This window comes from Variovorax sp. 38R, assembly GCF_014843395.1.
Taxonomy (GTDB): domain Bacteria; phylum Pseudomonadota; class Gammaproteobacteria; order Burkholderiales; family Burkholderiaceae_C; genus Variovorax; species Variovorax paradoxus_H.
The window spans coordinates 2,714,006-2,738,010 of sequence record NZ_CP062121.1 but is presented as its reverse complement, the minus strand read 5'-3'; the positions used below and the strand labels follow the sequence as shown (position 1 = coordinate 2,738,010).

Sequence of the window (24,005 nt, the reverse complement as noted above, 5' to 3'; positions counted from 1 at the left end):
GTGGGGCTCCGCGTTCGCTCACTGGGCCGCGCCGAGCGCGGGAATCTGCGTGACCGTGTTGGTCGGCGGGCCGGCGAAGGTGGTCTTGAAACCGCCGATCGACAGCATGTCGATTTCCAGCAGGAACGGGCCGTTGGCGGCGAGCGCCTTGTCCAGATGCGCCGGCAGGTCGGCCAGGTCTTTCACGCGGGCATGCGGCAGCGCGATCGACTGGCACAGCAGGTCGTAGTCGGGCGTGTGCAGCTCGGCGTAGCACTGGCGTCCGCCGTACTGTGCGTCCTGGATGTTCTTGATGACGCCGTAGCTCTTGTCGTTCATGAGCATGATGACCATGGGCGCCTTCTCCTGCACCATGCAGGCCAGCTCGCCCAGGTTCAGGATGAAGCCGCCGTCGCCGGCCAGGCAGAAGGTCTTGCGGCCCGAGCCCGTCACCGCCGCGCCGATGGCCGCGCCGATGGCCATGGGCATGCCCTGGCCGATGCCGCCGCCCGTGGCGTGCACGCCGGCGCTGGGTTCGAACACGCGCAGCTCGCGGTTGCCCCAGGTGCTGTTCGACACCGTGACGTCGCGCACCCAGTTGAACTGGCGGCCGGCCACCGACTGCAGCTGGCGCACGAGTTCGGCGTACGGGCCGAGGCCGTCGCGCAGGGTGGCCACGGCCTGGTCGTGCGCGGCGCGCAGGTCGACCAGCAACTGCGGGTCGGCCTTGTACTTCGCGGCTTCGAGGCGGTCGGCCAGGCCGTCGAGGGCCAGCGCGGAATCGCCGCAGACAAAGGCTTCGGACGCATAGCAGCGGCCTTCGGCAGCGGCATCGGCGTCGATGCGGTACAGCGTGCGCGGCAGCTTCAGTTCGTACTTGAGCGTCTCGTTGCCGCGCAGGCGCGAACCGACCACCAGCATCGCGTCGCAGGTCTGATAGAAGGCCTCGACGGGCTTCTGGATGTTGTAGGCGCCGAGCGAGCCGGCATCGTCTTCTGGCACCGTGCCGCGACCTTGCGTGGTCGTGACCACGCCGAAGCCCAGCTTCTGCAGGCGCTGGATGGCCGAGCGGGCATGGCGGGCACCGCCGCCGACCCACAGCAGCGGGCGCTTGGCGGTGGCCAGGCGCGCGGCCAGTGCATCGAGGCCGGCGGCCGAAGGCACGGGGCGCTCGATGGGCAGCGGCGACAGGTCGGCCGGCATGGTCGTGAGCGCCGACTGGATGTCGATCGGAATCTCCACGCTGACCGGGCCGGTCGGCGCCGTCATGGCGAGCTGCACCGCGCGCTTGAGCGTGCCGAGCACCGTCTCGACGCTGCGCACGCGCAGCGCGGCCTTCGACACGGCCTTGAGCATGGTGAGCTGGTCGGGCGCTTCGTGGATGTACGACATGCCCTTGTCCAGGTACGGCGTTTCGATCTGGCCCGTGATGTGCAACAGCGGCGCGCCGGCCGTCAGTGCCTCGACCATGCTGCCGGCGATGTTGCCCGCGGCCGGGCCGGTGCTGGTGATGCACACGCCCAGGCTGGCGGTGGAGCGTGCATAGGCATCGGCCATGTTGCCCGCGCCGGCTTCGCCGCGCGCCGAGATGAAGCGCACCGTGCCGCGCTGCGCGAAGGCATCGAGGATCGGCATGTTGTGGATCGAGATGACGCCGAAGGCTGCCTTGACGCCGCACTGCTCGAGGAAGGCAGCGACGACGGCGCCGACCGTGACGGTGTTGTTGGGGTTATGCATGGCGGGAATGGCCTCCGGAAATATCGATGTGGCTGCCGGTCGTGTACGACGCGAGCGGTGAAGCAAGGAAAAGAATCGCGCGCGCGGCTTCGGTCGGAAGCCCCAGGCGACCCAGCGGGATGTGTTTGGTGGTGGCGAGCTGGCGGCTCCAGTCGGCCCAGTCCTGCGACTTGTCTTCGCGCGCCTCGAAGCGGCGGCGCCACTGGCCCGACTCGACCAGGCCGATCAGGATGCCGTTGACGCGCACGCCCTGCGGCGCGAACTCGGTGGCCATGGAGCGCACGAGGTTCAAGAGGCCGGCGCGCGCGGCCGAGGTGGCGACCATGTGCGGCTCGGGCTGGCGCGCGAGCAGCGAGTTGGCGCAGACGATGGCGGCATCACCCAGCAGCGCGCGTTGCGCGGCGAGCTGCGGCAGGAAGGCGCGCGTGGGGTGGATGACCGAGAAGAACTTCAGGTGCAGCTCTTCCATCCAGGCCGCGTCGTCGGTGTCGGCGAACGTGGACACACGCCCCTGCCCTGCGTTGTTGACCAGCATCGACGCCGGGCCGAGCGCGGCCTCGCTGGCGGCGGCGAAGGCGCGCACCGAGGCGGCGTCGCGCACGTCGCAGGTCTGTGCGAACAGCTTCGCGTCGGGGTACTGGGCGCGCAGGCCAGCCACGGCGGCATCGAGCCGTTCGGCGTTGCGGCCACACAGCGCCACGGCGGCGCCGCAGCCGAGCAGCAGCTCGACCGTGGCCAGGCCGATGCCCGACGACCCGCCCGTGACCACGGCCACGCGGCCGGCCAGTGCGTCGGCGGCGAAGAAAGAGGGAGAAGGGGCGGAGGTCGTCATGATCAAAAAAAGCGTGTCAGGCGCTGCGCAGCGGAACCACCTTGGCGGTGCGTGCAGGCGAGTAATTGAGCAGGCCCGAGATCTCGTCGGCCGTGCCGCGCACGCGCAGCACCATCTCGTCCATGCGGTTCTCGTCGATGTGGCCCGAGGTGATGGTGGCGCCCAGCGCCGCCACGATGTGGCCGCTGTGGTCGCGCACCGGTGCGGCGATGGTCGAGATGTTCGATTCGAAGAAGCCCTCGCCCAGCACATAGCCGCGCTGGCGGTCGGCCTGCACCATGTCGAACAGTTCGTTCACGGTCTTGGGCGTGCTCGGCGAGAAGGTCTCGAGCTTGTCTTCGGGGTACAGCGCGCGCAGCTGCGGCAGCGTGAGGTCTTCGAGCAGGATGCGGCCCAGCACCGTGGCGTGGGCCGGCAGGCGCGTGCCCACCGTGACCGAGCTGGCAAACGGCGTGGCCGGTGCCACCTTGGCAACGTAGACGATCGAGCGGCCATCGCGCACCACCAGGTTGCAGGGCGTGCGCAGCTCGTCGCACAGGCGGTTGAGCAGCGGCGTGCCCAGTTGCGTGAGTTCCAGCGAGGCCAGGTATTCGAAGCCCAGGCGCAGCACGGCCAGGCCCAGGCGGTAGTCGCGGCCGCCCTCGGCGCGCTCGAGGAAACCCATGTTCTCCAGCGTGGTGAGCAGGCGGAAGACGGTCGAGCGCGGCAGGTCGAAGCGGCGTGCCAGCTCAGGCGCGGAGAGCGTGCGGCTCTCGCGGCTGAACTCGCACAGCACGCGCAGGCCGCGCTCCAGCGCGGGCACGTTGTAGCGGTCTGCGCCCTCTTCCATCACTTCGTTGTCGGTGGCCATGTCGGAATTCCTCTCGGTTCTCTTGTTCGTGTCGGGTCAGCCGGCGAGCGATTCGCGCAGCAAGGTGGCGACGGCCTGCGGTTGTTCCACATAGCCGGCGTGACCCGCATCGTCCACCAATTCGAGGGGCACGCCGCAGCGCCGCGCGACTTCTTCGCAGGCGGCCGGCGGCGTGACGACGTCGAGCGCACCGCAGGCCACGCGCACGGGCATCGGGGGCGGCAGGTCGGCCAGCAGGTCGGCGTTGCACAGCAGCTCGACGGCCTGGCGGTAGCCGTGGTCGTTCAGGCGCGCCATGTTCCAGCGCACCCACTGGCGGGCGTGCTCGCTGGCACCGTCGGACACGAGCCGGCCCGCGCGTTGGGCGGCCATGCCGGCAATGCCGAGGTCGTCGAGCGTGGCCAGGCGTTCGGCGCGCACCTTGGCGCGGGCGTCGATGCGCTCGGGGGCGCCGTAGCCGATGGCGGGGCTCACGAGCACGAGGCGGCGGATGCGCGCACTGGCGCTCGACTCGCTGCGCGCAGCCGATGCGGCGGTGATGGCACCCAGCGAATGGCCGACGAGCACGCAGGAGCGGATCGAGAGCGCGTCGAGCAATTCGCCCAAGCGTGCGGCGTAGTCGGCGGCGGTCGGCGCAGCCGAGGCCAGCGGCGTCGAGCGGCCGTAGCCCGGTGCGTCCCACGCGATGAGGCAGGCCTGCGGCGCCAGCAGCGCCGCGGTGTCGAGCCACGAGGCCGCGCCCGAGCCGATGCCATGCAGGCACACGATCACCGGGCCCTGTCCGCATTCGCGCACCGACACCACCGCGCCGCCGCCGACCGCGACGTCGCGGGCCGGAAAGCGTGCGTCGAGCCGCGCCAGCTCGGAAGCCGGCAGGGTCTGCGCGGAGATGTCGATGGTGCCCATGGCCTGTTCGCTCGCTCGTTCGCTCAGCGCTTGATCTTGGCCAGCGGATGGTCGGCCGGGTACGTCGGCTTGATCGGCTTCTGTGCGCCGAGCATCACGCACATCAGCGCGTCTTCGTCGCCGATGTTGATTTCTTCGCGGTACACGCCGGGTGGCACCGAGATCAGGTCGCGGTCGGTCATGATGGTTTCGAAGCGCTCGCCGTCCTTCTCGATGACGACCTTGAGCTTGCCGCGGATGAGGAAGAACACTTCTTCCACGTCGGTGTGCAGGTGCGGCGGGCCTTCGTGGCCGGCCGGGATCACCATCGTCGAGAAGGTGAAGTTTTCCGAAGGCACGGTGTTGGTGTCGGCCGCGACACCGGTGCCGCCGGTGCCCACGTAGCGCATCTGCGCGCGGCGGAACTTGGGGTCGAAGTCGGCCTGGAACTTCAGCGCGTCCCAGTCGTACGTGCGGGTTTCGTAGCGCGCGATGCGGGTGTTCATCCACTCGGCCAGGCTGCTGCCCTCGGGCTGCACCAGGGTGCTGCCGACTTCGGCAGCGGCGGTGTTGCTGTTGATCTTTTGCTGTTCGGACAAATCGCTCATGGGTGTACTCCTTGGTCGGGAAAATTCGTTCAGTGATGCGCTTACTGATTCGCTCAGTGCATCGCGAAGCCACCGTTGACGGCGAGCAGCTGGCCGGTGACGAAGCGCGCCAGGCCGGACAGCAGGAACACGGTGGCGCCGCAGACGTCGGCCGCCTGCTGCTCGCGCGGAATGGCGCGGCCTTCGAGGTATTTCTGGTGGCGCGCCATCGGCACGTACTCGGTGGCCTCGACCAGCGTGAGGCCGGGCGCCACGGCGTTCACCGTGATGTTGTCGCCGCCCCATTCGCGCGCCAGCGAACGCGTCATGGAAATGACGGCGCCCTTGCTCGATGCATAGGCCAGCAGGTTGGGCGCGCCCCACAGCGCCGTGTCCGACGCGAGGTTGACGATGGCGCCACGGCCGCTGGCCGCCAGCGCGGGGCGGCAGGCGCGGCCCATGAGCCAGCTGCCGCGCACGTTGACGTTCATCACGCGGTCCCACATGTCGATCTCGAGCTGGTGCGCGTCGCGCCCGCCCGAGTTGGTGATGGCGGCGTTGTTGACCAGGCCGTCCAGGCCACCCAGCAGGCGCACCGCCTCAGCGGCGCCCGCCTCGATGGAGGCCGGGTCCGACAGGTCGATCGCCAGCGCGTGCGCCGTGCGACCGGCATCGCGCAGCGCCTGGGCTTCGGTTTCGGCCAGCTCGCCGAGGATGTCGGCCAGCACCACGCTCGCACCCGCCGCAGCCACGCACTGCGCGAACGCCAGGCCCAGCCCGCGCGCGCCGCCGGTCACGAGCACGCGGCGGCCGGCCAGCAGGTTGGCGGGCATCTCGGCCAGCAGCGACTGCAGGCTGGAGGGATCGGCGATGGCTTTGAGGTCGGTCATGGCGGGCATCACGTCGGGTTGGGTTAAGTTCAGTCGGCCTGGATGCCGAGTTCCTTGATGACCTTGCCGAAGCGCGCGAAGTCGGCGGCGTTGGTCTTGGCGAGCACGTCGGCGTCGCCCCCCACGGGGGTGGTGCCCAGCACGGCCATGCGCGACACGATGTCGGGCATCTTCAGGATTTCGTTGAAGTGGCCGTTGAGCGTCTTCACGATTTCGGGCGACAGGTTGCGCGGGCCCCACAGGCCGTTCCAGGCGGTCAGCTCGACGTCCTTGTAGCCCAGCTCGGCGAAGGTCGGCACCTTGGGGGCGAGCGGCGAACGCTCGCGCGAGGCCACGGCCAGCGGAACCATCTTGCCGTTGGGCATGTAGGGCGCCACGGGGCCGAGCGTGATGAAGGTCACCGGCACGTGGCCGCCGAGCACGTCGTTGACGGCGGGCGCGACGCCCTTGTACGGCACGTGCGCCAGGCTGGTGCCCGAGGCGCGGGCGAACATCTCGCCCAGGATGTGCATCGGCGAACCGCTGCCCGGGCTGGCGTAGCTCAGCGACTTGCCGCCCTTGGCCGCGGCCACCGCGTCCTTCAGGCCGGTGTAGCCCTTGGCGCCGCTGGCCACGAGGAAGAGCGGCAGATTGCCGGTCTGCACGATCGGCGTGAAGCCGTTGAGCACGTCATAGCCGGAGGCGCTGCCGGTCTTGAGCACCAGCTGCGCGATCGAGAAGGTGCTGGGCGCGAGCAGCAGCGTGTAGCCGTCGGGCGCGGCCTTCGACACGAAGGCGCTGCCGATGATGCCGCTGGCGCCGGGGCGGTTGTCGACCACCACGGGCTGGCCGACGCGGGCCGAGAGCTTCTCGGCGTACAGGCGCGCCAGGGCGTCGGTGTCGCCACCCGCCGGATAGGCAACGACCAGCGTGATCGGCTTGCTGGGGTAGGTGTCTGCCCAGGCGAATCCGGAAGCGCAAGCGGCGGCCAGGGAGACGGCAGCGGCGATGGCGAGGCGGCGAGTGTGTGTCATCGAGGGTCCGTGGAATCGGTGGCTTGTTTCACTAAAGAAACAACGATTTATTAATGGAACACCGCGAGAATACCGAGGAAGACAACTTCATGACTAGGTAAAAACCCTAGCCGACGTGCAACCGGGCGTGTACGCCCCACGAAAAAGGGCGGCCTTTTCGGGCCGCCCTTCGAGGGTGGGAGCGGGGTTTGGCTACCCGCCGTAGCGCGCGACGGTCAGGCCTTCCATGTCGATCTCGGGCGCCCTGCCCCCGATCAGGTCGGCCATCACGCGCCCGGTGCCGGCGGCCATGGTCCAGCCGAGCGTGCCGTGGCCCGTGCTCAGCAGCAGGTTGGGCACGCGGGTGGCGCCGATCACCGGCGTGCCGTCGGGCGTCATGGGCCGCAGGCCGGTCCAGAAGGAGGCGTCGCGCACCGAACCGCCGCGTGGGAACAGGTCGGTCACGACGTGCTCGAGCGTGTCGCGCCGCCGCGCATCGAGCGCGAGGTCAAAGCCCGAGAGCTGCGCCGTGCCGCCCACGCGGATGCGATCGCCCAGGCGCGTGACGGCGACCTTGAAGGTTTCGTCCATCACGGTCGATTCGGGCGCGCCGCTCGCATCGGTGATGGGCACGGTGATCGAGAAGCCCTTGACCGGGTACACCGGCAGGTCGATGCCCAGCGGCCGCACCAGCGCGGGCGAATAGCTGCCGAGCGCGACCACGTAGCGGTCGGCGGTGAAATGGCCCTGGTCGGTGCGCACCCCGGTCACGCCCTTCCCCGCTTCGTGTTCGATGGACTGGATGTTCACGCCGAAGCGGAATTGCACGCCCTCGGCTTCGGCCAGCTTGGCGAGTGCCTGCGTGAACTTGAAGCAATCGCCGGTCTCGTCGCCCGGCAGGCGCAGGCCGCCGACGAACTTGTCTTTCACGGCGCCGAGCGCGGGCTCATACACAACGCAGCCGTCGCGGTCGAGCACCTGGTACGGCACGCCGGACGCTTTCAATACCTCGACATCCTTCGCGGTGCCGTCGAGCTGCGCCTGCGTGCGAAAGAGCTGGAGCGTGCCCTGCATGCGCTCGTCGTAGCGGATGCCCGTGTCGGCGCGCAGCGTCTTCAGGCAGTCGCGGCTGTATTCGGCGAGCCGCACCATGCGGCCCTTGTTGAGTTCGTAGCGCGCCTGCGTACAGTTGCGCAGCATCGACAAGCCCCAGCGCCACATGGCCGGATCGAGCATCGGCTTGATGACCAGCGGGCTGTGCTGCATGAGCATCCACTTGATCGCCTTGACCGGCACGCCGGGCCCGGCCCACGGCGCCGAGTAGCCGGGCGACACTTCGCCCGCATTGCCGAAGCTGGTTTCGAGCGCGGGCGCCGGCTGGCGCTCCAGCACCGTCACCGTGTGCCCGGCGCGCGCCAGGTAGTACGCCACCGAGGTGCCGATGACACCGCTGCCGAGAATCAGGACCTGCATGACAACCCCTCCCTCTTGAAAGCCGCCATGGGCCGAGGGTACAGGGTCAGCGACCCGGTGCGCACAACATCTCGTTGGTCTTGCGCGTCTACGGTCTCACCCGAAGGGGACGGCAGTTGGACCGATGCCGCGCGTCAGAGGGCGCTCAACACGGCCCGCATCGAGGTCAGGCGCGCCTCGTTCTCGTCGGCGTGCGGCCAGGCGGGATGGTGCGTGCGGGCACGCTCGTTCAGCGCCAGCTGGCATGCAATGGCGGCCAGTGCCTCGTCGCGCATCGCAGGATCGACCTCGCCCGTGATCTTGAGCTGCCCGAAGGCCGTCGCGACGCGCGCGCGGCATTCGGACTGCAGGTAGGTCTCGTGCATGTCTTCCTTTGCCAGCCATTTCTCGCGCACGTCGGCATCGACTCGGTGCATGGATTTCGGCACGCCGAAGTCCCAGTCGGCGAGCATCTCCTTGAGGAAGCTCGCGACCTTGCCGTTCTTGCCGCCGTCGCGATACCAGTCTTCGAGCAACGAGAGCGTATCGCTGCCGTCGTCGCTGCCGAAGGGGCTGAAGTCATCGGCCAGGTCGTAGTAAAAATCGTCGGTGGCGAGCGCCACGAAGCGCGGGTGACTGGTCTCGCGGGCAAGGCCTTCTTCGGGGTCGTCGAAATGGTGGGGCATCGAGTGGCTCCGGGGGAATGAAGGTGCGGATGAACAGGCCCTAAAGGCCCAGGGCGTCCTGCAATTGACGTGCCGTCCAGCGCTTCGGCTGTTGCGGCCAGGCCTCAAGCAGCGCGACCATGCGCGCGTTGCGCGGTGCACTCAAGCCGTGCTCTTGCGCGAGCCGCACCACCTCGCCGCTGAGCGCGTCGATCTCGGTGCGACGGCCCAATGCCAGGTCGTCGGCCATGCTGGAGCGCGCCTTGGCGTCGATGCGCAGCATGCGCGCTGCGACGATGCGAAACAGCCAGTCGGGCAAGCGCAGCAGGCCCGGCAACCGCCGCGCCGGCACGGCCGCCACCTGCGCGGGCACGATGCCGCCCGTGCGCAGCACGTCCAGCGTTTCGTCGATGAGCGCCGCGAAGCAGCGGCGGTAGCCGCGCTGCATGAGCTCGTCGCGCAGCGGCAGGCCCGACAGCGCATTGACCGGGTTGTTGAGATTGAGCAGCAGCTTGCCCCACTGCACGGGCAGCAGGTCGGCATGCAGGTCGAGCGGCACACCGGCGCGCTCGAACACGGACAGCCAGTCGCGCAGCGCAGGGTCGTCTTCCGCGGCCAGACGGCCGGGCGTGCCGCGGTGGAAGGCGCCGTCGTCGATCTCCGCCACGTTGTACGGCACCATGCCGGCGCGGATGTTGAGCGACGGGCCGGCCTGCCCCGCCGCAGCGCAGTTCGAGATGCCGTTCTGCAGCGAGACGACCGTGGTGCCGGCCGGCAGCGCAAAGGCCAGTTCGCGCGCCGCCTCGGCCGTGGCGCCGCTCTTCACGCACAGCAGCACCAGCGCAGGCCGCGCGCCCACCGGCACCTGCTCGCACAGGCGCAGCGTGGGTGCCGCCAGCTTGTGTTTGGCGCCGTCGAGGTCGGTGAGCGTGAGGCCGTGGCGCGCGAGCTTGTCGAGCACGCGCGGACGGCCGACGAAGGTGACGGGCACGCCCGCCGCCGCAAGGCTGCCGCCGATGAAACAGCCGATGGTGCCCGCCCCCATCACGAGCACTTCACCGGGGATCGTGTCGGACATGAAGTGCTGTGTGAGGAGTGAGCGAGACGATCTCAGGTACGTTGGGCGACCCAGGCCTGCACCGATTGCAGCGCAGCCGGCAGGCCCGCGGCATCGGTGCCGCCGGCCATGGCCATGTCGGGCTTGCCGCCGCCCTTGCCACCGACCTGCTGGGCCACGAAGTTGACCAGCTCGCCGGCCTTGACCTTGCCGATGCTGTCGGCCGTGACACCGGCTGCGATCTGCACCTTGTCGCCGTCGACGGCGGCCAGCACGATGGCGGCGGTTTTCAGCTTGTCCTTCAGCTTGTCCATGGTGTCGCGCAGCGTCTTGGCGTCGGCGCCGTCCAGCTTGGCCGCGAGCACCTTGATGCCGTTGACGTCCACCGCCTGCGCGATGAGTTCGTCACCCTTGGACGATGCGAGCTTGCCCTTGAGCGCGCCCACTTCGCGTTCGAGCGTCTTGACCTGCTCGAGCACCTGCGAGAGGCGGCCCTGCAGCTCGGCGGCCGGCGACTTGAGCGTGGCGGCCACGCTGTGCACGGTCGATTCAAGGTCTTGCAGGTACGACAGCGCATTGGCACCGGTGACCGCTTCGATGCGGCGCACGCCGGCAGCCACGCCGCCTTCGCTGACGATCTTGAACAGGCCGATGTCGCCCGTGCGGCCCACGTGGGTGCCGCCGCACAGTTCGCGGCTGGTGCCGATGTCGAGCACGCGCACGGTCTCGCCGTACTTCTCGCCGAACAGCATCATGGCGCCGGTCTTCTGGGCCGACTCGAGGTCCATCACGCGGGCCTGCGTGGGCGCGTTGTCCAGGATCTCGGCGTTGACACGCTTTTCGATCTCGAGAATCTGATCGCGCGTGACGGGTGCGTTGTGCGCGAAGTCGAAGCGCGTCTTGTCGGCATCGACCAGCGAGCCCTTCTGCTGCACATGGTCGCCCAGCACTTCGCGCAAAGCCTTGTGCATCAGGTGGGTGACCGAGTGGTTGCGCATGGTGGCGGCGCGGCGCGCGGTGTCGACCGCGGCCTTGACCGCGTCGCCGACCTTCAGCGTGCCCTGGGTCTGCGTGCCGTGGTGGCCGAACACGTCGGCCTTGATCTTCTGCGTGTCGTCGACGCCGAACTGCACGCCTTCGGCCACGAGCACGCCCTGGTCGCCGACCTGGCCGCCGCTCTCCGAATAGAACGGCGTGGTGTCGAGCACCACGATGCCGCTCTGGCCTTCCTTCAGTTCATTGACGGCCACGCCTTCGAGGTACAGCGCGACGACCTGGGCGTTGGCTTCCAGGTGGTCGTAGCCGGTGAAGGTGTTGCCCGCGCCGGCGTATTCAACGTTGCGGTCCATCTTGAACTTGCCCGCCGCACGGCCCGCGGCCTTCTGCTTTTCCATCGCGGCGTGAAAGCCCGCTTCGTCGACGCTCAGGCCGCGCTCACGGCACACGTCGGCCGACAGGTCGAGCGGGAAGCCGTAGGTGTCGTGCAGCTTGAAGGCGACGTCGCCCGGCAGCACCTTGGCATCGCCGGCCAGCGCCGCGTCGAGGATTTCCATGCCGATCGCCAGGGTCTCGAAGAAGCGTTCTTCCTCAGCCTTCAACGTCTGGGTGATGTGCTTCTCGTCGGCCACCAGCTTGGGGTACGCATCGCCCATCAACTTCACGAGGTCGGGCAGCAGCTTGTGGAAGAAGGGCTTCTTCTGGCCCAGCTTGTAGCCGTGGCGGATGGCGCGGCGAATGATGCGGCGCTGCACGTAGCCGCGGCCTTCGTTCGACGGGATGACGCCGTCGGCCACCAGGAACGAGGTGGCACGGATGTGGTCGGCGATCACGCGCAGCGAGTTGTTCGACAGGTCTTTCTCACCCGTTTCACGGCCGGCGGCCTTGATGAGCGCGTCGAAGATGTCGATTTCGTAGTTGCTGTGCACGTGCTGCAGGATCGCCGCCAGGCGCTCCAGGCCCATGCCGGTGTCGACGCAGGGTGCGGGCAGTTTCTTCACCGAGCCGTCGGGCTGCATGTCGAACTGCATGAACACGTTGTTCCAGATCTCGATGTAGCGGTCGCCGTCTTCATCGGGCGAGCCGGGCGGGCCGCCGGCGATCTCGGGGCCGTGGTCGAAGAAGATTTCGGAGCACGGGCCGCAGGGGCCCGTGTCGGCCATCATCCAGAAGTTGTCGGACATGTAGCGCCCGCCCTTGTTGTCGCCGATGCGCACGACTCGCTCGGGCGGCAGGCCGATTTCTTTCGTCCAGATGTCGTAGGCCTCGTCGTCCTCGATGTAGACGGTGGCCCAGAGTTTTTCGGCCGGCAGCTTGTAGACCTGGGTCAGCAGCTCGAAGGCCCACTTCAGCGAATCGCGCTTGAAGTAGTCGCCGAAGCTCCAGTTGCCCAGCATCTCGAAGAAGGTGTGGTGGCGCGCGGTGTAGCCCACGTTCTCGAGGTCGTTGTGCTTGCCGCCGGCACGCAGGCAGGCCTGCACCGAGGCGGCGCGCACGTAGGGGCGCTTGTCTTCGCCGAGGAACACGTCCTTGAACTGGACCATGCCCGAGTTCGTGAACATGAGCGTCGGGTCGTTGCCCGGCACCAGCGAGCTCGAAGGCACCACCGTGTGGCCCTTGGAGGCGAAGAAATCGAGAAAGGTCTTGCGGATGTCCGCGACCGTGAATGTGGGCTGGCTCATCTTTGGATTTCGTCTGCCGTCAGGGCGGCCTGGCGATGGCGACCCTGCGTCGAAACCACTGCGTTGAACCGGCCTAACTGCTTGATTTGCTTGAACAATCGATTATAGGTTTGCGCATGGTGCCCGGGCCCGCCCCGGGCCTTGCGCGCACGCGATCCGAAAGCCGGGGCTAATATGGACGGCTGAAGCGGCGCGCGCCCTCCCCGGCTGCAGCCTGTTTCTTCCCTGTTTTCATCGGCAACCATGAATCAAGGAGCACGCATGGCGGGTCAGGCCTCAGCACCTCACTGGAAGATCGAAGACCTCGATTTCTCCCGCATCGCACGCGACCAGGTGCGCACGGACGAAAACCTCTTCTACCTGGTGGCGTCGGCCTCCTTCATCGAGAGCGGCTCCGACCTGTACACCCAGAACCTGGTCGATTTCTTTCAGGGCGACGACGAGGTCACCGAGTGGCTGTCGAACCACTGGGAGCAGGAAGAGCTGCAGCACGGCCAGGCCCTGCGCGCCTACGTGCGCCACGTGTGGCCCGAGTTCGACTGGGACACCGCCTACCGCGGCTTTCTTGCGGAGTACGCCACTTACTGCAAGGTCGAGTTGCTGGCCCCGACCCGCGCCCTCGAAATGACCGCCCGCTGCGTGGTCGAGACCGGCACCGCCACCTACTACCGCGCCATGGCCCGCAGCACCACCGAGCCGGTGCTGCGCGACCTGGCCGCGCGCATCGCGACCGACGAGGTCAACCACTACAAGCACTTCTATCGGTTCTTCCGCCGCTATCGGGCGCAAGAGCGGCTGAACCGCTTCCGCGTGATGGGCACCATCGGCCGACGCACGCTGGAGCTGAAGAGCGAAGACGCCGACTGCGCCATCCGCCACGTGGTGCAGGCCCGCGCCCCGCACCGGGCGAACGACGCGGCCTACGTGCAGCAGCTGAGCGCACGCATGAACAGCACCATCCGCACCCACCTGAGCCCCGGCGCCGCGCTCAAGATGCTGATGCGCCCGCTGGAGCTGCCGCCCCCGGTGCAGACGGTGATCCAGTACCCGATCCGGCAGTTCATGGAGCACGTCTTCCTGCGCTGAAGGGCCAAAAATGCCGAAAAACAGGCAAAAAAAACCCAGCACGCTGCTGGGCTGAATCTCTGGATTGCTGTCACGCACAGAGAACCCGCACTGGAAGCGAGTCCGCAAAATTTAGGGCCAGCGCCGCCCCGGGGTTGTCAGACAACACCGACAGTTCTGCACGATCGTGCGGATCGGAGGCATCCACGCAAGTTCGAAAAACTGCCAAATTCTTCACACTTTTTAACTTGTCCTACGGTTACGACATTTTTCAGCTGACATGCTGAGCGCGTGTCCTCACCGAGGATGCACCTGCTGTCACGCAACAGGGCCGCAAAAGAAGAGCTCTCTGTTTGCCTTAGAGCGCGCCCCTTCGGGGGCCCCTCGAGATACCCGCTTCGGCGGGTATTTTTTTGCCTGCCGCGGCCCGCCCATCGCGCTACCACATCGAAATGACGGGTTTTCCCAATCCGATGGGGACAATGTTGTGGAAAACCTTGTGTGCAGCGCGCGAAACCGTTGCCTGGCGGGGCCTGCAACACGGTGCCTGCGAAAGAGGCAGCGGAGGTAAAAAACCCGGGGAAATATTTTTCTCGGCGTTTTCGCCACAGTCCTGGCGGCCATTCAGAACGCGCCGAGGCGATCGGCGACGTAGTTTTGGCACCGTCCGCCTGCCATCAGCCTCGTCGAGCCCGCCAGATCTGCTGCCGAGGCAGTGAGCGTCGACCGGGTTGCCCTCTTCAGCTGAACACGCTTTCGAGATCGACCTCTTCCGCGCTGTCGTCGAGCTTCAGGCTCTGCTCGATGTGGTCGAGGTGATGCAGCATCAGCTTCTCGGCGCGCGCCGCATCGCCGCGGTTCACGGCGGCGACGATTTCCTCGTGCTCGTCGGCGCGGCAGCTCGTGGCCGTGGGCGCGTCGTACAGCGAGATGATCAGGCAGGTCAGCACCGACAGCTCGCGCATCGAGCGTGCCAGCGCCGAGTTGCCGGCCAGCTCGGCCAGCAGCACGTGGAACTCGCCCGACAGCCGCACGATGGCGCGCTTGTCGTCGCGGCGGCGTGCGTCGGCTTCGAGTTCGATGTGGCGTTGCAGGCGCTCCCGCTTGGCGTCGTCGAGCGTGCGGATCAAACGGCGCAGCACGCCGGGTTCGATGAGGCGGCGGGCCTCGAACACATCTTGTGCCTGCTCGATGGTGGGCTTGGCGACGAAGGCGCCGCGTTGCGGCACGAGCTCGACGATCTGTTCGTGCGCCAGCCGGGCCAGCACCTCGCGCACCTTGGCGCGGCTGGTCGCGAAGATCGTGGCCAGCCGGTCTTCGCCCAGCTTCGTGCCCGGCGCGAGACGGTGTTCCAGAATGGCGGCCGAGATTTTCTCGGCGATCTCGTCGACGCTGTGTTCACGGGCGTTGGGGGCACCGGTCGTGCCGGTGGCGCCAGCGGCGCCGTTCGCGCTGGTCTTGCGGGCTGGGGCTTTGGTGGGCATCGGCGCCGATTCTATCGACGCCCCCTCCAGGCTGCAGTGCGCCACGGGGCCCACCGCCTCAGCCTGGCGCGCGTGCGCCATCGCGCGCCAACAGCCGCGCCAGCGCCTCGGGCAGCCCCTGGTTCGGCTTGATCGGCGGCGGTGCAAAACTGCCCAGACGCGCCGGCGCGGGCGCCAGCGACACGAGCGTCTGCGCATGGCACACGGCGCTCGACACGCCGTCGACCACCGGCACCGGGATGCGGTCCTTGATCGAGCGCGCCAGGCCCGCCAGCGGCGCGCCGGCAATGATGATCACGTCCGCGCCGTCGTCCTCGATGGCCGACATGCACAGGGCCTCCAGCCGCTGGCCGTGGTCGTCCTGCACATGGCCGATGTCCTTGAGCGGGCCGTCGAGGCTGCGGATGCTCGCGAGCCGGTCGATGAGGCCGTTGGCCTGCACGCACTCGCGGTACCAGGCCGTGATGCGGCGCGAGATCGCGATGATCGAGAAGCGCTTGCCCAGCAGGCACGCGCTCATCAACGCCGCTTCGGTGAGGCCGACCACGGGAATGTCGAGCGCCTCGCGCAGACCGTCGATGCCGGGGTCGCCGAAGGCCGCGACCACGATGGCGTCGTGCCGCATGTGGTGCTCCGCCGCGAGCGTGGCGGCGGCGTACGCGCCGATCAGCGATTCGAAGCGGGTCTCGATGTAGGCCACGCCGAAGGGCGCGGTGAGCACCTCGATGCGCGTGTCGCTCGCGGCCGCACGCCGGGCTTCGGCCGCGATCAGGTCGGAGACGCTTTGCGAGGTGTTGGGGTTGATCAGCAGCAGGTTCATGGCAATGTCTCCAGGCGAAAGGCTCAGGACGGTCGGCGGCTCGGCAGCAAGGTGGGCTCGCCCCGGCGCAGGAATTCTCCGCGTCCGGCGCGCGGATGGAAACGTTCGCCGTCCCACACGACCTCGCCACGTGCCAGCGTCAGCGCCGGCCAGGCTTTCACCTCGATGCCTTCATAGGGCGTGTAGTCGACGTCGTGGTGCAGGTCGGCGTTGCGGATCGCGCGCGGCGTGGCGCCCCAGACCACGAGGTCGGCATCGGCGCCGACGGCGATCGTGCCCTTGCGCGGGTGCAGCCCGTAGGCCTTGGCCGGGTTGGTGGACGTCAGCTCGACGAACTTGTTGATGGTGATGCGCCCGTCGAGCACGCCGTGCGAGAACAGCAGCGGCAGCCGCGTCTCGATGCCGGGAATGCCGTTCGGGATGTGGCGGAACGCCACCTCTTCGCCGCCGGGCTTCTTGCCCTCGGGCGCGTCGTAGCGGAACGGTGCATGGTCCGACGAGAAGATCGTGAAGAGCCCATCCGACAGCCCGTTCCAGATCACCTGCTGGTTCTCGCGGTTGCGCGGCGGCGGGCTGCAGACGCAGCGCGCGCCCTGGTAGCTGTCGTCGATGCCCAGGTCTTCGGCTGTCAGGAACAGGTACTGCGGACACGTTTCGGCAAACACGCTCAGGCCGTGTGCGCGCGCCCAGCGGATCTGCTCGACGGCTTCGCGCCCCGACACGTGCACGATCATGATCGGCACGTCGACCAGCTCCGACAGTGCAATGGCGCGATGCGTCGCCTCGCGCTCCACCAGCATCGGCCGCGAATGCGCATGAAAGCGCGGCGCCGTGCGCCCGTTGGCTTCGAGCCGCTTGGTGAGCCACTCGATGCAGTCGGCGTTCTCGGCGTGGATCATGGCCATCGCGCCCTGCTCTCTTGCCACCGACAGCACGTCGAGGATCTGGCCGTCGTCCAGCTTCAGATCGTCGTAGGTCATGTATATCTTGAACGAGGTGTAGCCCTCGGCGATGAGCTGCGGCAGCTCGTGCTTGAGCACTTCTTCAGTCGGGTCGCTCACGATCAGGTGGAAGGCGTGGTCGACGTGGGCGCGACCCTCGGCGCGCTGGTGGTAGTCCTGCACGGCGGCGCGCAGCGACTGGCCCTTCTGCTGCGCGGCGAACGGGATCACGGTGGTCGTGCCGCCGCAGGCTGCGGCACGGGTGCCGGTGTCGAAGTCGTCGGCCATGCGCACGGGCGGCTCCATCGGCTGGTCGAGGTGGCAGTGGGCATCGACGCCGCCCGGCGTCACGTAGCGGCCGGCGGCGTCGATCTCCTGCCGACCGGGCGGCAGGCCAAGGCCGAGCTGCACGATGCGGCCGTCGCGGATGCCGATGTCCGAATCGAAGGTGTCGCTGGCGGTGGCAACGCGGGCGTTGCGCACCACGAGATCGAGGTCGCGGAAGGTCATGGTCTTTCTTTGCTTTTTCTGTCTGTCTGGCGGGATGGATGGGTCTCAGGCCTTCGCGTCGAACAGCCGGCCCCAGCCCTTCACGGCGCTCGGTTCGACCCCGACCGTCTTCAGCGCGCGCCAGACCACGGTGGCCACCGAGTCGTAGATCGGAATGCCGAGCTCGCGCTCCATCTCCTCGACCAGCTGCGCACCGCTCAGGTTGGTGCACATGATCGTGATGGCGTCGGGGCGTTGCTGCGCCACTTCGCGCAGCATGCGGCGCAGCGTGTCGGGCTCGACCTCGCTGAAAGCGAAGTTCACCGTGAGGTCGAGGTGCCGCTCGGCCACGCAGTCGATGCCGATGCCCGCGTAGTTGGCGACGATGCGCTGCTGCACGTCGTCGACGTACGGCGACACCAGCCCCAGCGTGCGCGCGCCCTGCGCGGCGAGCAGCTCGTTGAGCGCCAGCACCGAGGTGGTCGCCGGGATGCCCGTTGCCTCGGTGATGCGCGCGCACAGCGCCTGGTCTTTCTCGAAGCCGAGCCAGCTGGCCGAGGTGCCGCTCCAGCAGATGGTGTCGACGCGCGCGTCGGCCAGCAGCCGCGCGGCCTCGAGGATCTTGCTGTCGTCGAACTGGTTCAGCGATGCGTCACGCATCGAGATCTCGGTGACGGTGAAGCGCGAGAAATGCGCCGAGACGCCGGGCACGCCCGCGACCATCGCGCTGGTCAGCGGCTCGAGCGCGGTGTTCGACGAAGGCGTGAGCACGCCGATGAGTTTGCGAGGGGTCATGGGAGTCGAGTGGGTGGGATCAGACCGGCAGCTTCTTGCTGTAGTCGATCAGCATCGTCGAGCAGACGAAGAGGCCCGCGCCGGCGGCCGTGAACAGCATGAGCGCCATGAAGTACGAGCCCGTGGCCTGCACGATCAGGCCGACCACGATCGGCACGCCGATGCCTGCCACATTGCCGCCGAGGTTCATCGTGCCGCCCAGGAAGCCGACCCGGGCACGCGTGCCGAGGATCGAGGGCACGCACCAGAACAGGCCGCACCAGCGCAGGAAGAACAGCGTGACCGACAGCAGCACGACCACGGCGATCGGGTCGGTGATCCGCGTCACCATGAAGATGGCGATGGTCGCGATGATCGACGAGATGCCGAACAGCGTGCGCAGCACCTTGCTCTGCGAGGCGCCGGCGGCCATCCATTTGTCGGCCAGCCAGCCGCCGAACATTTCGCCGACGAAGCCCGAGAAGAACATGATGAACACCGCGCCGCCCATCTGCTTGATGTCGAAGCCGTGCACCTTCGACAGGTAGTTGGGCATCCAGGTGAGCAGGCCGTAGAACAGCGCGTTGAAGCACATCCAGCCGAAGAACATGCCCCACACCGAGCGGTAGCGGAAGAAGTCGAGCACACGGCCGCTTGCATTGGCCGATTCCTTGGCGGCGTCGGCGGCGTGGCTGGCCTCGATGTAGCGCGCCTCGGCCTCGTTCACGTCGGGATGCTGGCGCGGGTGGTTGCGGATGTAGCGCCAGGCGAAGTAGCCGGCGATCACGGTGCCGACACCGGCGATGACGAAGGCCAGGCGCCACGAGCCGAGCACGGCGATCAGCGCCGAGATCAGGATCGCGCCCAGCGCCGCACCCAGGGGCGCGCCGCCGTCGAGCAAGGTGGCGCCGCGTCCGCGTTCGGTCTGCGTCATCCAGATGCCGTTGAGCTTGCCGCCCGCGGGGTAGATCGGCGCTTCGGCCGCGCCCAGGCCCAGCCGCGTGAGCAGCAAAGGCATCCAGCCCGTGCAGACGGCGGCGATGGCCTGGAAGAAGCCCCAGCCCACGGTGGCGCCGGCGATGACAACGCGCGGGCCGAAGCGGTCGGCCAGCATGCCGCCCGGGATCTGCATCAGCGCATAGGTCCAGAAGAACGAGCTGAGCAGCAGGCCCTGCACGGCCGGGCCGATGTCGAACTCCTTGGCGATCAGCGGCATGGCCACCGAGAGCGAAGCCCGATCGATGTAGTTGATCGAGATCAGGAACAACATCATCAGGAAGATCTTCCAGCGCACCTTGGTGGGCTGAAGCGTGGCATCGGGTGCTGCGGCGGTCGCCTTGGCGCCGTCCGTCATGGTGTTTTGCATCGGTTTGTCTCCTTGCAGTGGCACGGATGCCAGCTTGCAAGGAAACGACCCGGCACGCTGGCGAACTTTGCAGTCGCGGGTCGGGCTGGTCCGGGCCAGTGCACCACCGAGGCTGTGGAGCGGAATTTAGGCTTTGTCGAAATCAACGTCAACAACAATGTTGACAATATTGTTAACGATAATGGAAAGCACCTAGCCCGCAGCCCTTTCCCGACGGGATTACGCGGCGTTGGCGGCCGGTGTTTCCGCAAAGTACGCCATGGCCGCCAGCACCCCGCTGCCGGCCACCGGCACGCCCGCCAGCTTGAAACCCATCTCGACGCCGGTCAAGGCGGCCATCAGCGTCAGGTCGTTGCAGTCGCCCAGATGGCCGATGCGGAACATGCGGCCCCGGAGCTTGCCCAGGCCCGCGCCCAGCGACAGGTCGAAGCGCTGGTGGATGAGGCGGCGCAGCGCGTCGGCATCGACGCCCGCCGGCGTGATGACGCCGGTCAGCACGGGCGAGTGCACGCGCTCGTCGGCGCACTGTGTCGGCAGGCCCCAGGCCTGCACGGCGGCGCGCACGCCGCGGCCCCAGCGCTGGTGGCGCGCGAAGATCACGGGCAGGCCCTGCTCGAGCACCATGTCCAGCGCCTCGCTGAGGCCGTACAGCAGGTTCGTGCTCGGCGTGTAGGGCCAGTAGCCGCCCTGGTTCATCTCGATGATCTCGTCCCAGGCCCAGAAGGCCTTGGGCAGGCGCGCGGTCTTCGCCACCTCGAGCGCCTTGGGCGACACCGCGTTGAAGCTGATGCCCGGCGGCAGCATGAGGCCCTTCTGCGAGCCGCTGACGGTGACGTCCACGCCCCATTCGTCGTGCCGGTAGTCGGCGCTCGCGAGGCCCGAGATGGTGTCGACCATCAGCAGCGCCGGATGGCCCGCCGCATCGATCGCGCGGCGCACCGAAGCGATGTCGGAGGTGACGCCGGTCGAGGTTTCGTTGTGCACCACGCACACGGCCTTGATGTGGTGCGTGGTGTCCTGGCGCAGGCGCTGCTCGATCAGGTCGGCCTGCACGCCGTGGCGCCAGCTGCGCGGCAGGCCGGTTTCGTCGGTGCTTTCAAGCGCGAGGAACTCGGGCTCCAGGCCGAGCCGGCGCGCCATCTTCTGCCACAGCGTCGCGAAGTGGCCGGTCTCGAACATCAGCACGTGGTCGCCGGGGCTCATCACGTTGACGAGCGCGGCCTCCCACGCACCGGTGCCCGACGCGGGATAGACGACGACCGGATGCCGGGTCTGGAACACCTGCTGCAGCCCGCTGATGACCTTCTTGCCCAGCGTGGCGAACTCGGGCCCGCGGTGGTCGATGGTCGGCAGGCTGATGGCCCGCAGGATGCGGTCGGGCACGGGGCTGGGGCCCGGAATCTGCAGGAAGTGGCGGCCGCTGGGATGGTTGTCGAGGGCGATCATGGTGTTGTCTCCGTTCTGTGTTCTGGATGGGTGGATGAAAGGTTCTAGAGCTGCACCGACGCGTGGCCGATGCCCGGGAATTCAGCGGTGACGAGGTCGCCCTCGCCCGCTTCGAGAATGCCGACCCACGTGCCGGTCGTGACCACGGTGCCGGCCGCGACGGTCTCGCCGTTCCGCGTGGCATGGCGCAGCCACGCGGGCAGCAGCCAGGCGGGGTCGCCGAGCGAATGCGTGCCGCGGCGCATCACGGTCGCGCGCGCGCCGATGCGCACCTCGCAGGCTTGCGCGGCCCAGTCGCGTGCCACGAACGGCACCCACTCGCCGAGCACCAACGCGCCGTGCGATTGCAGGTCGGCCAGCTTGCACAGCGCGGGCGCGTCGATGGCCTCCTGCCAGCGGGAGTCGACGACCTCGATCGAGACCGTCATCGCATCGACCAGGGCGCGGGCGCCGTCGACGTCGAGCGTCGATGCCAACGCCGCATCGACATCGCGTCCGATCCGCAGCGCGACCTCGGCCTCGATGCCGCGAATGTGGAACGGCCAGTCGCCGGCCGTCGCCGGGCTGGGCCACACGCCGCGCGGCGGCAGCGGTGCGTGGGTCGGCACGGCATCGCGCGATGAGCCGCCGGCTTTCCAGTACCGCGGCGGCGCCGCGCCGAACCAGCCGAGCGCCTGCGCCACCTGCTGCTGCACGGCGTAGGCATCGTCGGCCTGCGTGAGCAGGTCGGCCATCGACGCCGCGGGACACGTGACGTGCGCACCGCGCGCACGCACCAGCGCCTCGGCCACAGCGTCGATTCTTGAAAGGGACATAGCGGTTGCCTCCAGTGATCTCGGAAAAAACAAACAGGAAAAATTCAGAAGCTCGCGTGCAACGGCGCGAGCCCCTTCACATCCACCCGCACGGCCGTGCCCTGCGAGGCGAACAACATGCCGGTGCACGACCCGGTCGTCACGACCTGGCCGGCCCGCAGGCCCTGGCCCCGGGCCGCGCCCTGGTTGGCCAGCCACACGAGCAGCGCACCGACGTCGGGGTGCGTGTGCTCCCCGACCGTGTGGGCGACGACCTGGTCGTCGAAATGCATCACGACTTCGGCCTGTGCCAGGTCGAGCCACGACCGATCGAAAGGCACGGGCTCGCCGAGCACCAGGCCGCCGTGGCACAGCAGGTCGGCCAGCAGCGCCGACGGGCTGGCGTCGAGCCAGTCGATCAGGCGGGTCTCCGCCACCTCGATCACGGGCAGCACCGAGGCAATGGCATCGGCGACGTCGTCGCGCGTGTAGGGCGCCGCGCGCGGCGGCAGGTCGGCGCCGAGACGGAACGCGAGCTCGGCCTCGACGCCGCGCAGATGCCATGCGCCGCCGACCAGCGACGCGCCGCCGGGCACCAGCCCTTCGGCCGGCAGCGGCGCGCACACGGGCTCGCGGCCCGGCGCGCTCGGACCGACCTTCCAGCCGCCGACAGTGCCGAGCGCCGCCAGCGTCGCATCCTGGATGGCATAGGCCGTGTGCCGGTCGTGCACCGGCAGCAGCGACGACATCACGCGCCGGCCGTCGCGCCGCGCGCGGCACAGCGCCTGCGCGGCTTCGGCCGGCGAGCACTGCGGCGCGACGGCCTCGGCCAGCGTCACAGCTCTGGGAAGCGCTGCCACGGATGAGCCTGTTCGAACGAGCGCGCGAGCGCGAGCAAGGCGTCGTCCGCCCCTTCGCGCGCCACGAGCTGCACGCCGACCGGCAGCTGTCCCGCAAAGCCGCACGGCAGCGCGATGGCAGGCAGGCCGACGGCGTTCGCGAAGCCGGCGAACACCGCATGGCCGCGCGGGCCGACCTCGCGCCCGTCGATGCGCGTCGGATGCGTCTCGCTGGCGGGCCAGGGCAGCGCGGCCGCCGCGGGCGTCAACAGGAAGTCATAGCGATCGAACAGCTGCGCGAGCGTGTTGCGCAAGCGCTCAGCCTCGTACAGCAGCTCGAACAACTCCGACGCGCTGGCCTTGCGGCCGTTCTCGGCATTCGCCTGCATCGCGGGGCCGAACAGCAACGGATCGAAAAGCCGGCTCGACAGCTCCTGCGGATGCGCGACCAGCCAGGCCAGCCCGACCTGCGCCAGCAGCGGCCAGCGCTGGTTGATCGCTTCGACGATGCCGAAGTCCTGCGCTGTCGTGACCTCGTGGCCGAGCGCAGCCATGTGCCGCGCCGTCGCTTCGGTCAGCGCCGCGATCTGCGGATCCACCGGGTGATCGCCGAAGCGGGGAATGAAGAGAATGCGCGCGCGCTGCGGACCCGCGCCCTCCTCCACCGGCCGGTCGCCGATCACCTGCATCACCGCTGCCACGTCGGCCACGCTGCGCGCGATCGGGCCCGCAACCTCGAAGCCCAGAAAGATCGGCGGCAGCCCGTCGCCGCGCGGCACGCGTCCGCGCGAGGGCTTGAAGCCGACGAGGTTCGTGTGCGAGGCCGGCCGGCGGATGGAGCCGCCGCCGTCGGTGCCCAGCGCGATCGGGCAGCCGCCCGCGGCCACCAGCGCCACTGCGCCACCCGACGAGCCGCCGGGCGTGAGCGTCGGGTCCCACGGGTTGCCGGTGGGGCCGAACACCGGGTTGTCGGTGTAGCCCTGCATCGTGAACTCGGGCACGTTGGTCTTGCCGAAGATCACGGCACCGGCCTCGCGCAGCTTCGCCACCGGCAGCTCGTCGCGCCCGGCCACCACGCCGGCCAGCGCGCGGCTGCCCCAGTGCGTGGGCAGGCCGCGCACCTGCAGGTTGTCCTTGATGGTGACGGGCACGCCGTCGAGCGCGCCCAGCGCCCGGCCGTTGCGCCAGCGCGCCGTGCTTTGCTCGGCCGCGTGCGTGGCGCCTTCGCTGTCGAGCGCGATGAGTGCGTTGAGCCGCGGGTTGACCTCGGCGCTGCGCTGCAGGCAGGCATGCAGCGCGTCGGTCGGGGTGAACGACGCCTCGCGGTAGCCGGCCGCGAGCTGCGCCGCGTCGAGTTGCCAGAGCGGTGTGGTGCTGTGCATT

General features: G+C 68.6%; 21 protein-coding genes. 1 reads left to right on the top strand and 20 read right to left on the bottom strand.

Annotation, left to right across the window (positions count from 1 at the left end; genetic code table 11):
• Nucleotides 1-18: 18 nt before the first annotated feature.
• The 11 genes from IG196_RS12415 to alaS form a co-directional block, all read right to left on the bottom strand.
• Nucleotides 19-1,716 carry a thiamine pyrophosphate-binding protein gene (locus IG196_RS12415; RefSeq protein ID WP_192196398.1) on the bottom strand — a complete coding sequence of 566 codons (1,698 nt, stop codon included), beginning with the start codon at nucleotides 1,714-1,716 and terminating at the stop codon, nucleotides 19-21.
• Nucleotides 1,709-2,548: an SDR family oxidoreductase gene (locus tag IG196_RS12410; RefSeq protein ID WP_192196397.1), complete on the bottom strand. Its 840-nt coding sequence runs from the start codon at nucleotides 2,546-2,548 to the stop codon at nucleotides 1,709-1,711. Before IG196_RS12410 ends, IG196_RS12415 begins: the two co-directional genes overlap by 8 nt.
• Before the next feature lie 16 nt (nucleotides 2,549-2,564).
• Nucleotides 2,565-3,398: an IclR family transcriptional regulator gene (locus tag IG196_RS12405; protein ID WP_192196396.1), complete on the bottom strand. Its 834-nt coding sequence runs from the start codon at nucleotides 3,396-3,398 to the stop codon at nucleotides 2,565-2,567.
• Nucleotides 3,399-3,434: 36 nt separating this feature from the next.
• A complete protein-coding gene (locus tag IG196_RS12400; protein WP_192196395.1) occupies nucleotides 3,435-4,304 on the bottom strand; it encodes an alpha/beta fold hydrolase in 870 nt (289 codons plus the stop codon).
• 23 nt (nucleotides 4,305-4,327) lie between these two features.
• A complete protein-coding gene (locus IG196_RS12395; RefSeq protein ID WP_225617016.1) occupies nucleotides 4,328-4,891 on the bottom strand; it encodes a cupin domain-containing protein in 564 nt (187 codons plus the stop codon).
• Between the two features lie 53 nt (nucleotides 4,892-4,944).
• A complete protein-coding gene (locus tag IG196_RS12390; RefSeq protein WP_095947542.1) occupies nucleotides 4,945-5,760 on the bottom strand; it encodes an SDR family oxidoreductase in 816 nt (271 codons plus the stop codon).
• Nucleotides 5,761-5,789: 29 nt separating this feature from the next.
• Complete coding sequence (locus IG196_RS12385) at nucleotides 5,790-6,773, bottom strand: Bug family tripartite tricarboxylate transporter substrate binding protein (RefSeq protein WP_192196394.1); 984 nt, start codon at nucleotides 6,771-6,773, stop codon at nucleotides 5,790-5,792.
• A 192-nt stretch (nucleotides 6,774-6,965) separates the two neighbouring features.
• Nucleotides 6,966-8,225, bottom strand: coding sequence for a D-amino acid dehydrogenase (locus tag IG196_RS12380; RefSeq protein ID WP_192196393.1), 1,260 nt, complete (start codon nucleotides 8,223-8,225; stop codon nucleotides 6,966-6,968).
• A 134-nt stretch (nucleotides 8,226-8,359) separates the two neighbouring features.
• A complete protein-coding gene (locus tag IG196_RS12375; RefSeq protein WP_192196392.1) occupies nucleotides 8,360-8,890 on the bottom strand; it encodes a MolR family transcriptional regulator in 531 nt (176 codons plus the stop codon).
• A 40-nt stretch (nucleotides 8,891-8,930) separates the two neighbouring features.
• Complete coding sequence (locus IG196_RS12370) at nucleotides 8,931-9,947, bottom strand: 2-dehydropantoate 2-reductase (RefSeq protein ID WP_192196391.1); 1,017 nt, start codon at nucleotides 9,945-9,947, stop codon at nucleotides 8,931-8,933.
• A 32-nt stretch (nucleotides 9,948-9,979) separates the two neighbouring features.
• On the bottom strand, nucleotides 9,980-12,604 hold the full coding sequence (gene alaS, locus IG196_RS12365; protein WP_192196390.1) for an alanine--tRNA ligase: 2,625 nt from the start codon (nucleotides 12,602-12,604) through the stop codon (nucleotides 9,980-9,982).
• Between the two features lie 261 nt (nucleotides 12,605-12,865).
• Between alaS and IG196_RS12360 the strand changes: the two genes are divergently transcribed.
• Entirely contained in the window at nucleotides 12,866-13,690 is an 825-nt protein-coding gene (locus IG196_RS12360) for a ferritin-like domain-containing protein (protein WP_192196389.1), read from the top strand.
• Between the two features lie 719 nt (nucleotides 13,691-14,409).
• On the opposite strand, the gene IG196_RS12355 is transcribed toward IG196_RS12360, so the two are convergent.
• The 9 genes from IG196_RS12355 to IG196_RS12315 form a co-directional block, all read right to left on the bottom strand.
• The gene (locus IG196_RS12355; RefSeq protein ID WP_101493894.1) at nucleotides 14,410-15,153 is read right to left on the bottom strand and encodes a GntR family transcriptional regulator; all 744 of its coding nucleotides are present in this window, start codon (nucleotides 15,151-15,153) and stop codon (nucleotides 14,410-14,412) included.
• Nucleotides 15,154-15,211: 58 nt separating this feature from the next.
• Nucleotides 15,212-15,973, bottom strand: coding sequence for an aspartate/glutamate racemase family protein (locus IG196_RS12350; protein ID WP_192196388.1), 762 nt, complete (start codon nucleotides 15,971-15,973; stop codon nucleotides 15,212-15,214).
• A gap of 23 nt (nucleotides 15,974-15,996) precedes the next feature.
• Nucleotides 15,997-17,424 (bottom strand): dihydropyrimidinase, encoded by a 1,428-nt coding sequence (hydA, locus tag IG196_RS12345; RefSeq protein WP_192196387.1) that lies wholly within the window; start codon nucleotides 17,422-17,424, stop codon nucleotides 15,997-15,999.
• A 45-nt stretch (nucleotides 17,425-17,469) separates the two neighbouring features.
• Nucleotides 17,470-18,198: an aspartate/glutamate racemase family protein gene (locus tag IG196_RS12340; protein WP_192196386.1), complete on the bottom strand. Its 729-nt coding sequence runs from the start codon at nucleotides 18,196-18,198 to the stop codon at nucleotides 17,470-17,472.
• A 19-nt stretch (nucleotides 18,199-18,217) separates the two neighbouring features.
• On the bottom strand, nucleotides 18,218-19,543 hold the full coding sequence (locus tag IG196_RS12335) for an MFS transporter (RefSeq protein ID WP_374221148.1): 1,326 nt from the start codon (nucleotides 19,541-19,543) through the stop codon (nucleotides 18,218-18,220).
• A 219-nt stretch (nucleotides 19,544-19,762) separates the two neighbouring features.
• Nucleotides 19,763-20,989, bottom strand: coding sequence for a pyridoxal-phosphate-dependent aminotransferase family protein (locus IG196_RS12330; RefSeq protein ID WP_192196385.1), 1,227 nt, complete (start codon nucleotides 20,987-20,989; stop codon nucleotides 19,763-19,765).
• A 44-nt stretch (nucleotides 20,990-21,033) separates the two neighbouring features.
• The gene (locus IG196_RS12325) at nucleotides 21,034-21,804 is read right to left on the bottom strand and encodes a fumarylacetoacetate hydrolase family protein (protein WP_192196384.1); all 771 of its coding nucleotides are present in this window, start codon (nucleotides 21,802-21,804) and stop codon (nucleotides 21,034-21,036) included.
• A gap of 44 nt (nucleotides 21,805-21,848) precedes the next feature.
• A complete protein-coding gene (locus IG196_RS12320) occupies nucleotides 21,849-22,643 on the bottom strand; it encodes a 2-keto-4-pentenoate hydratase (protein ID WP_225617015.1) in 795 nt (264 codons plus the stop codon).
• Nucleotides 22,619-24,004, bottom strand: coding sequence for an amidase (locus tag IG196_RS12315; protein ID WP_192196383.1), 1,386 nt, complete (start codon nucleotides 24,002-24,004; stop codon nucleotides 22,619-22,621). Before IG196_RS12315 ends, IG196_RS12320 begins: the two co-directional genes overlap by 25 nt.
• Between the last annotated feature and the right edge of the window lies 1 nt (nucleotide 24,005).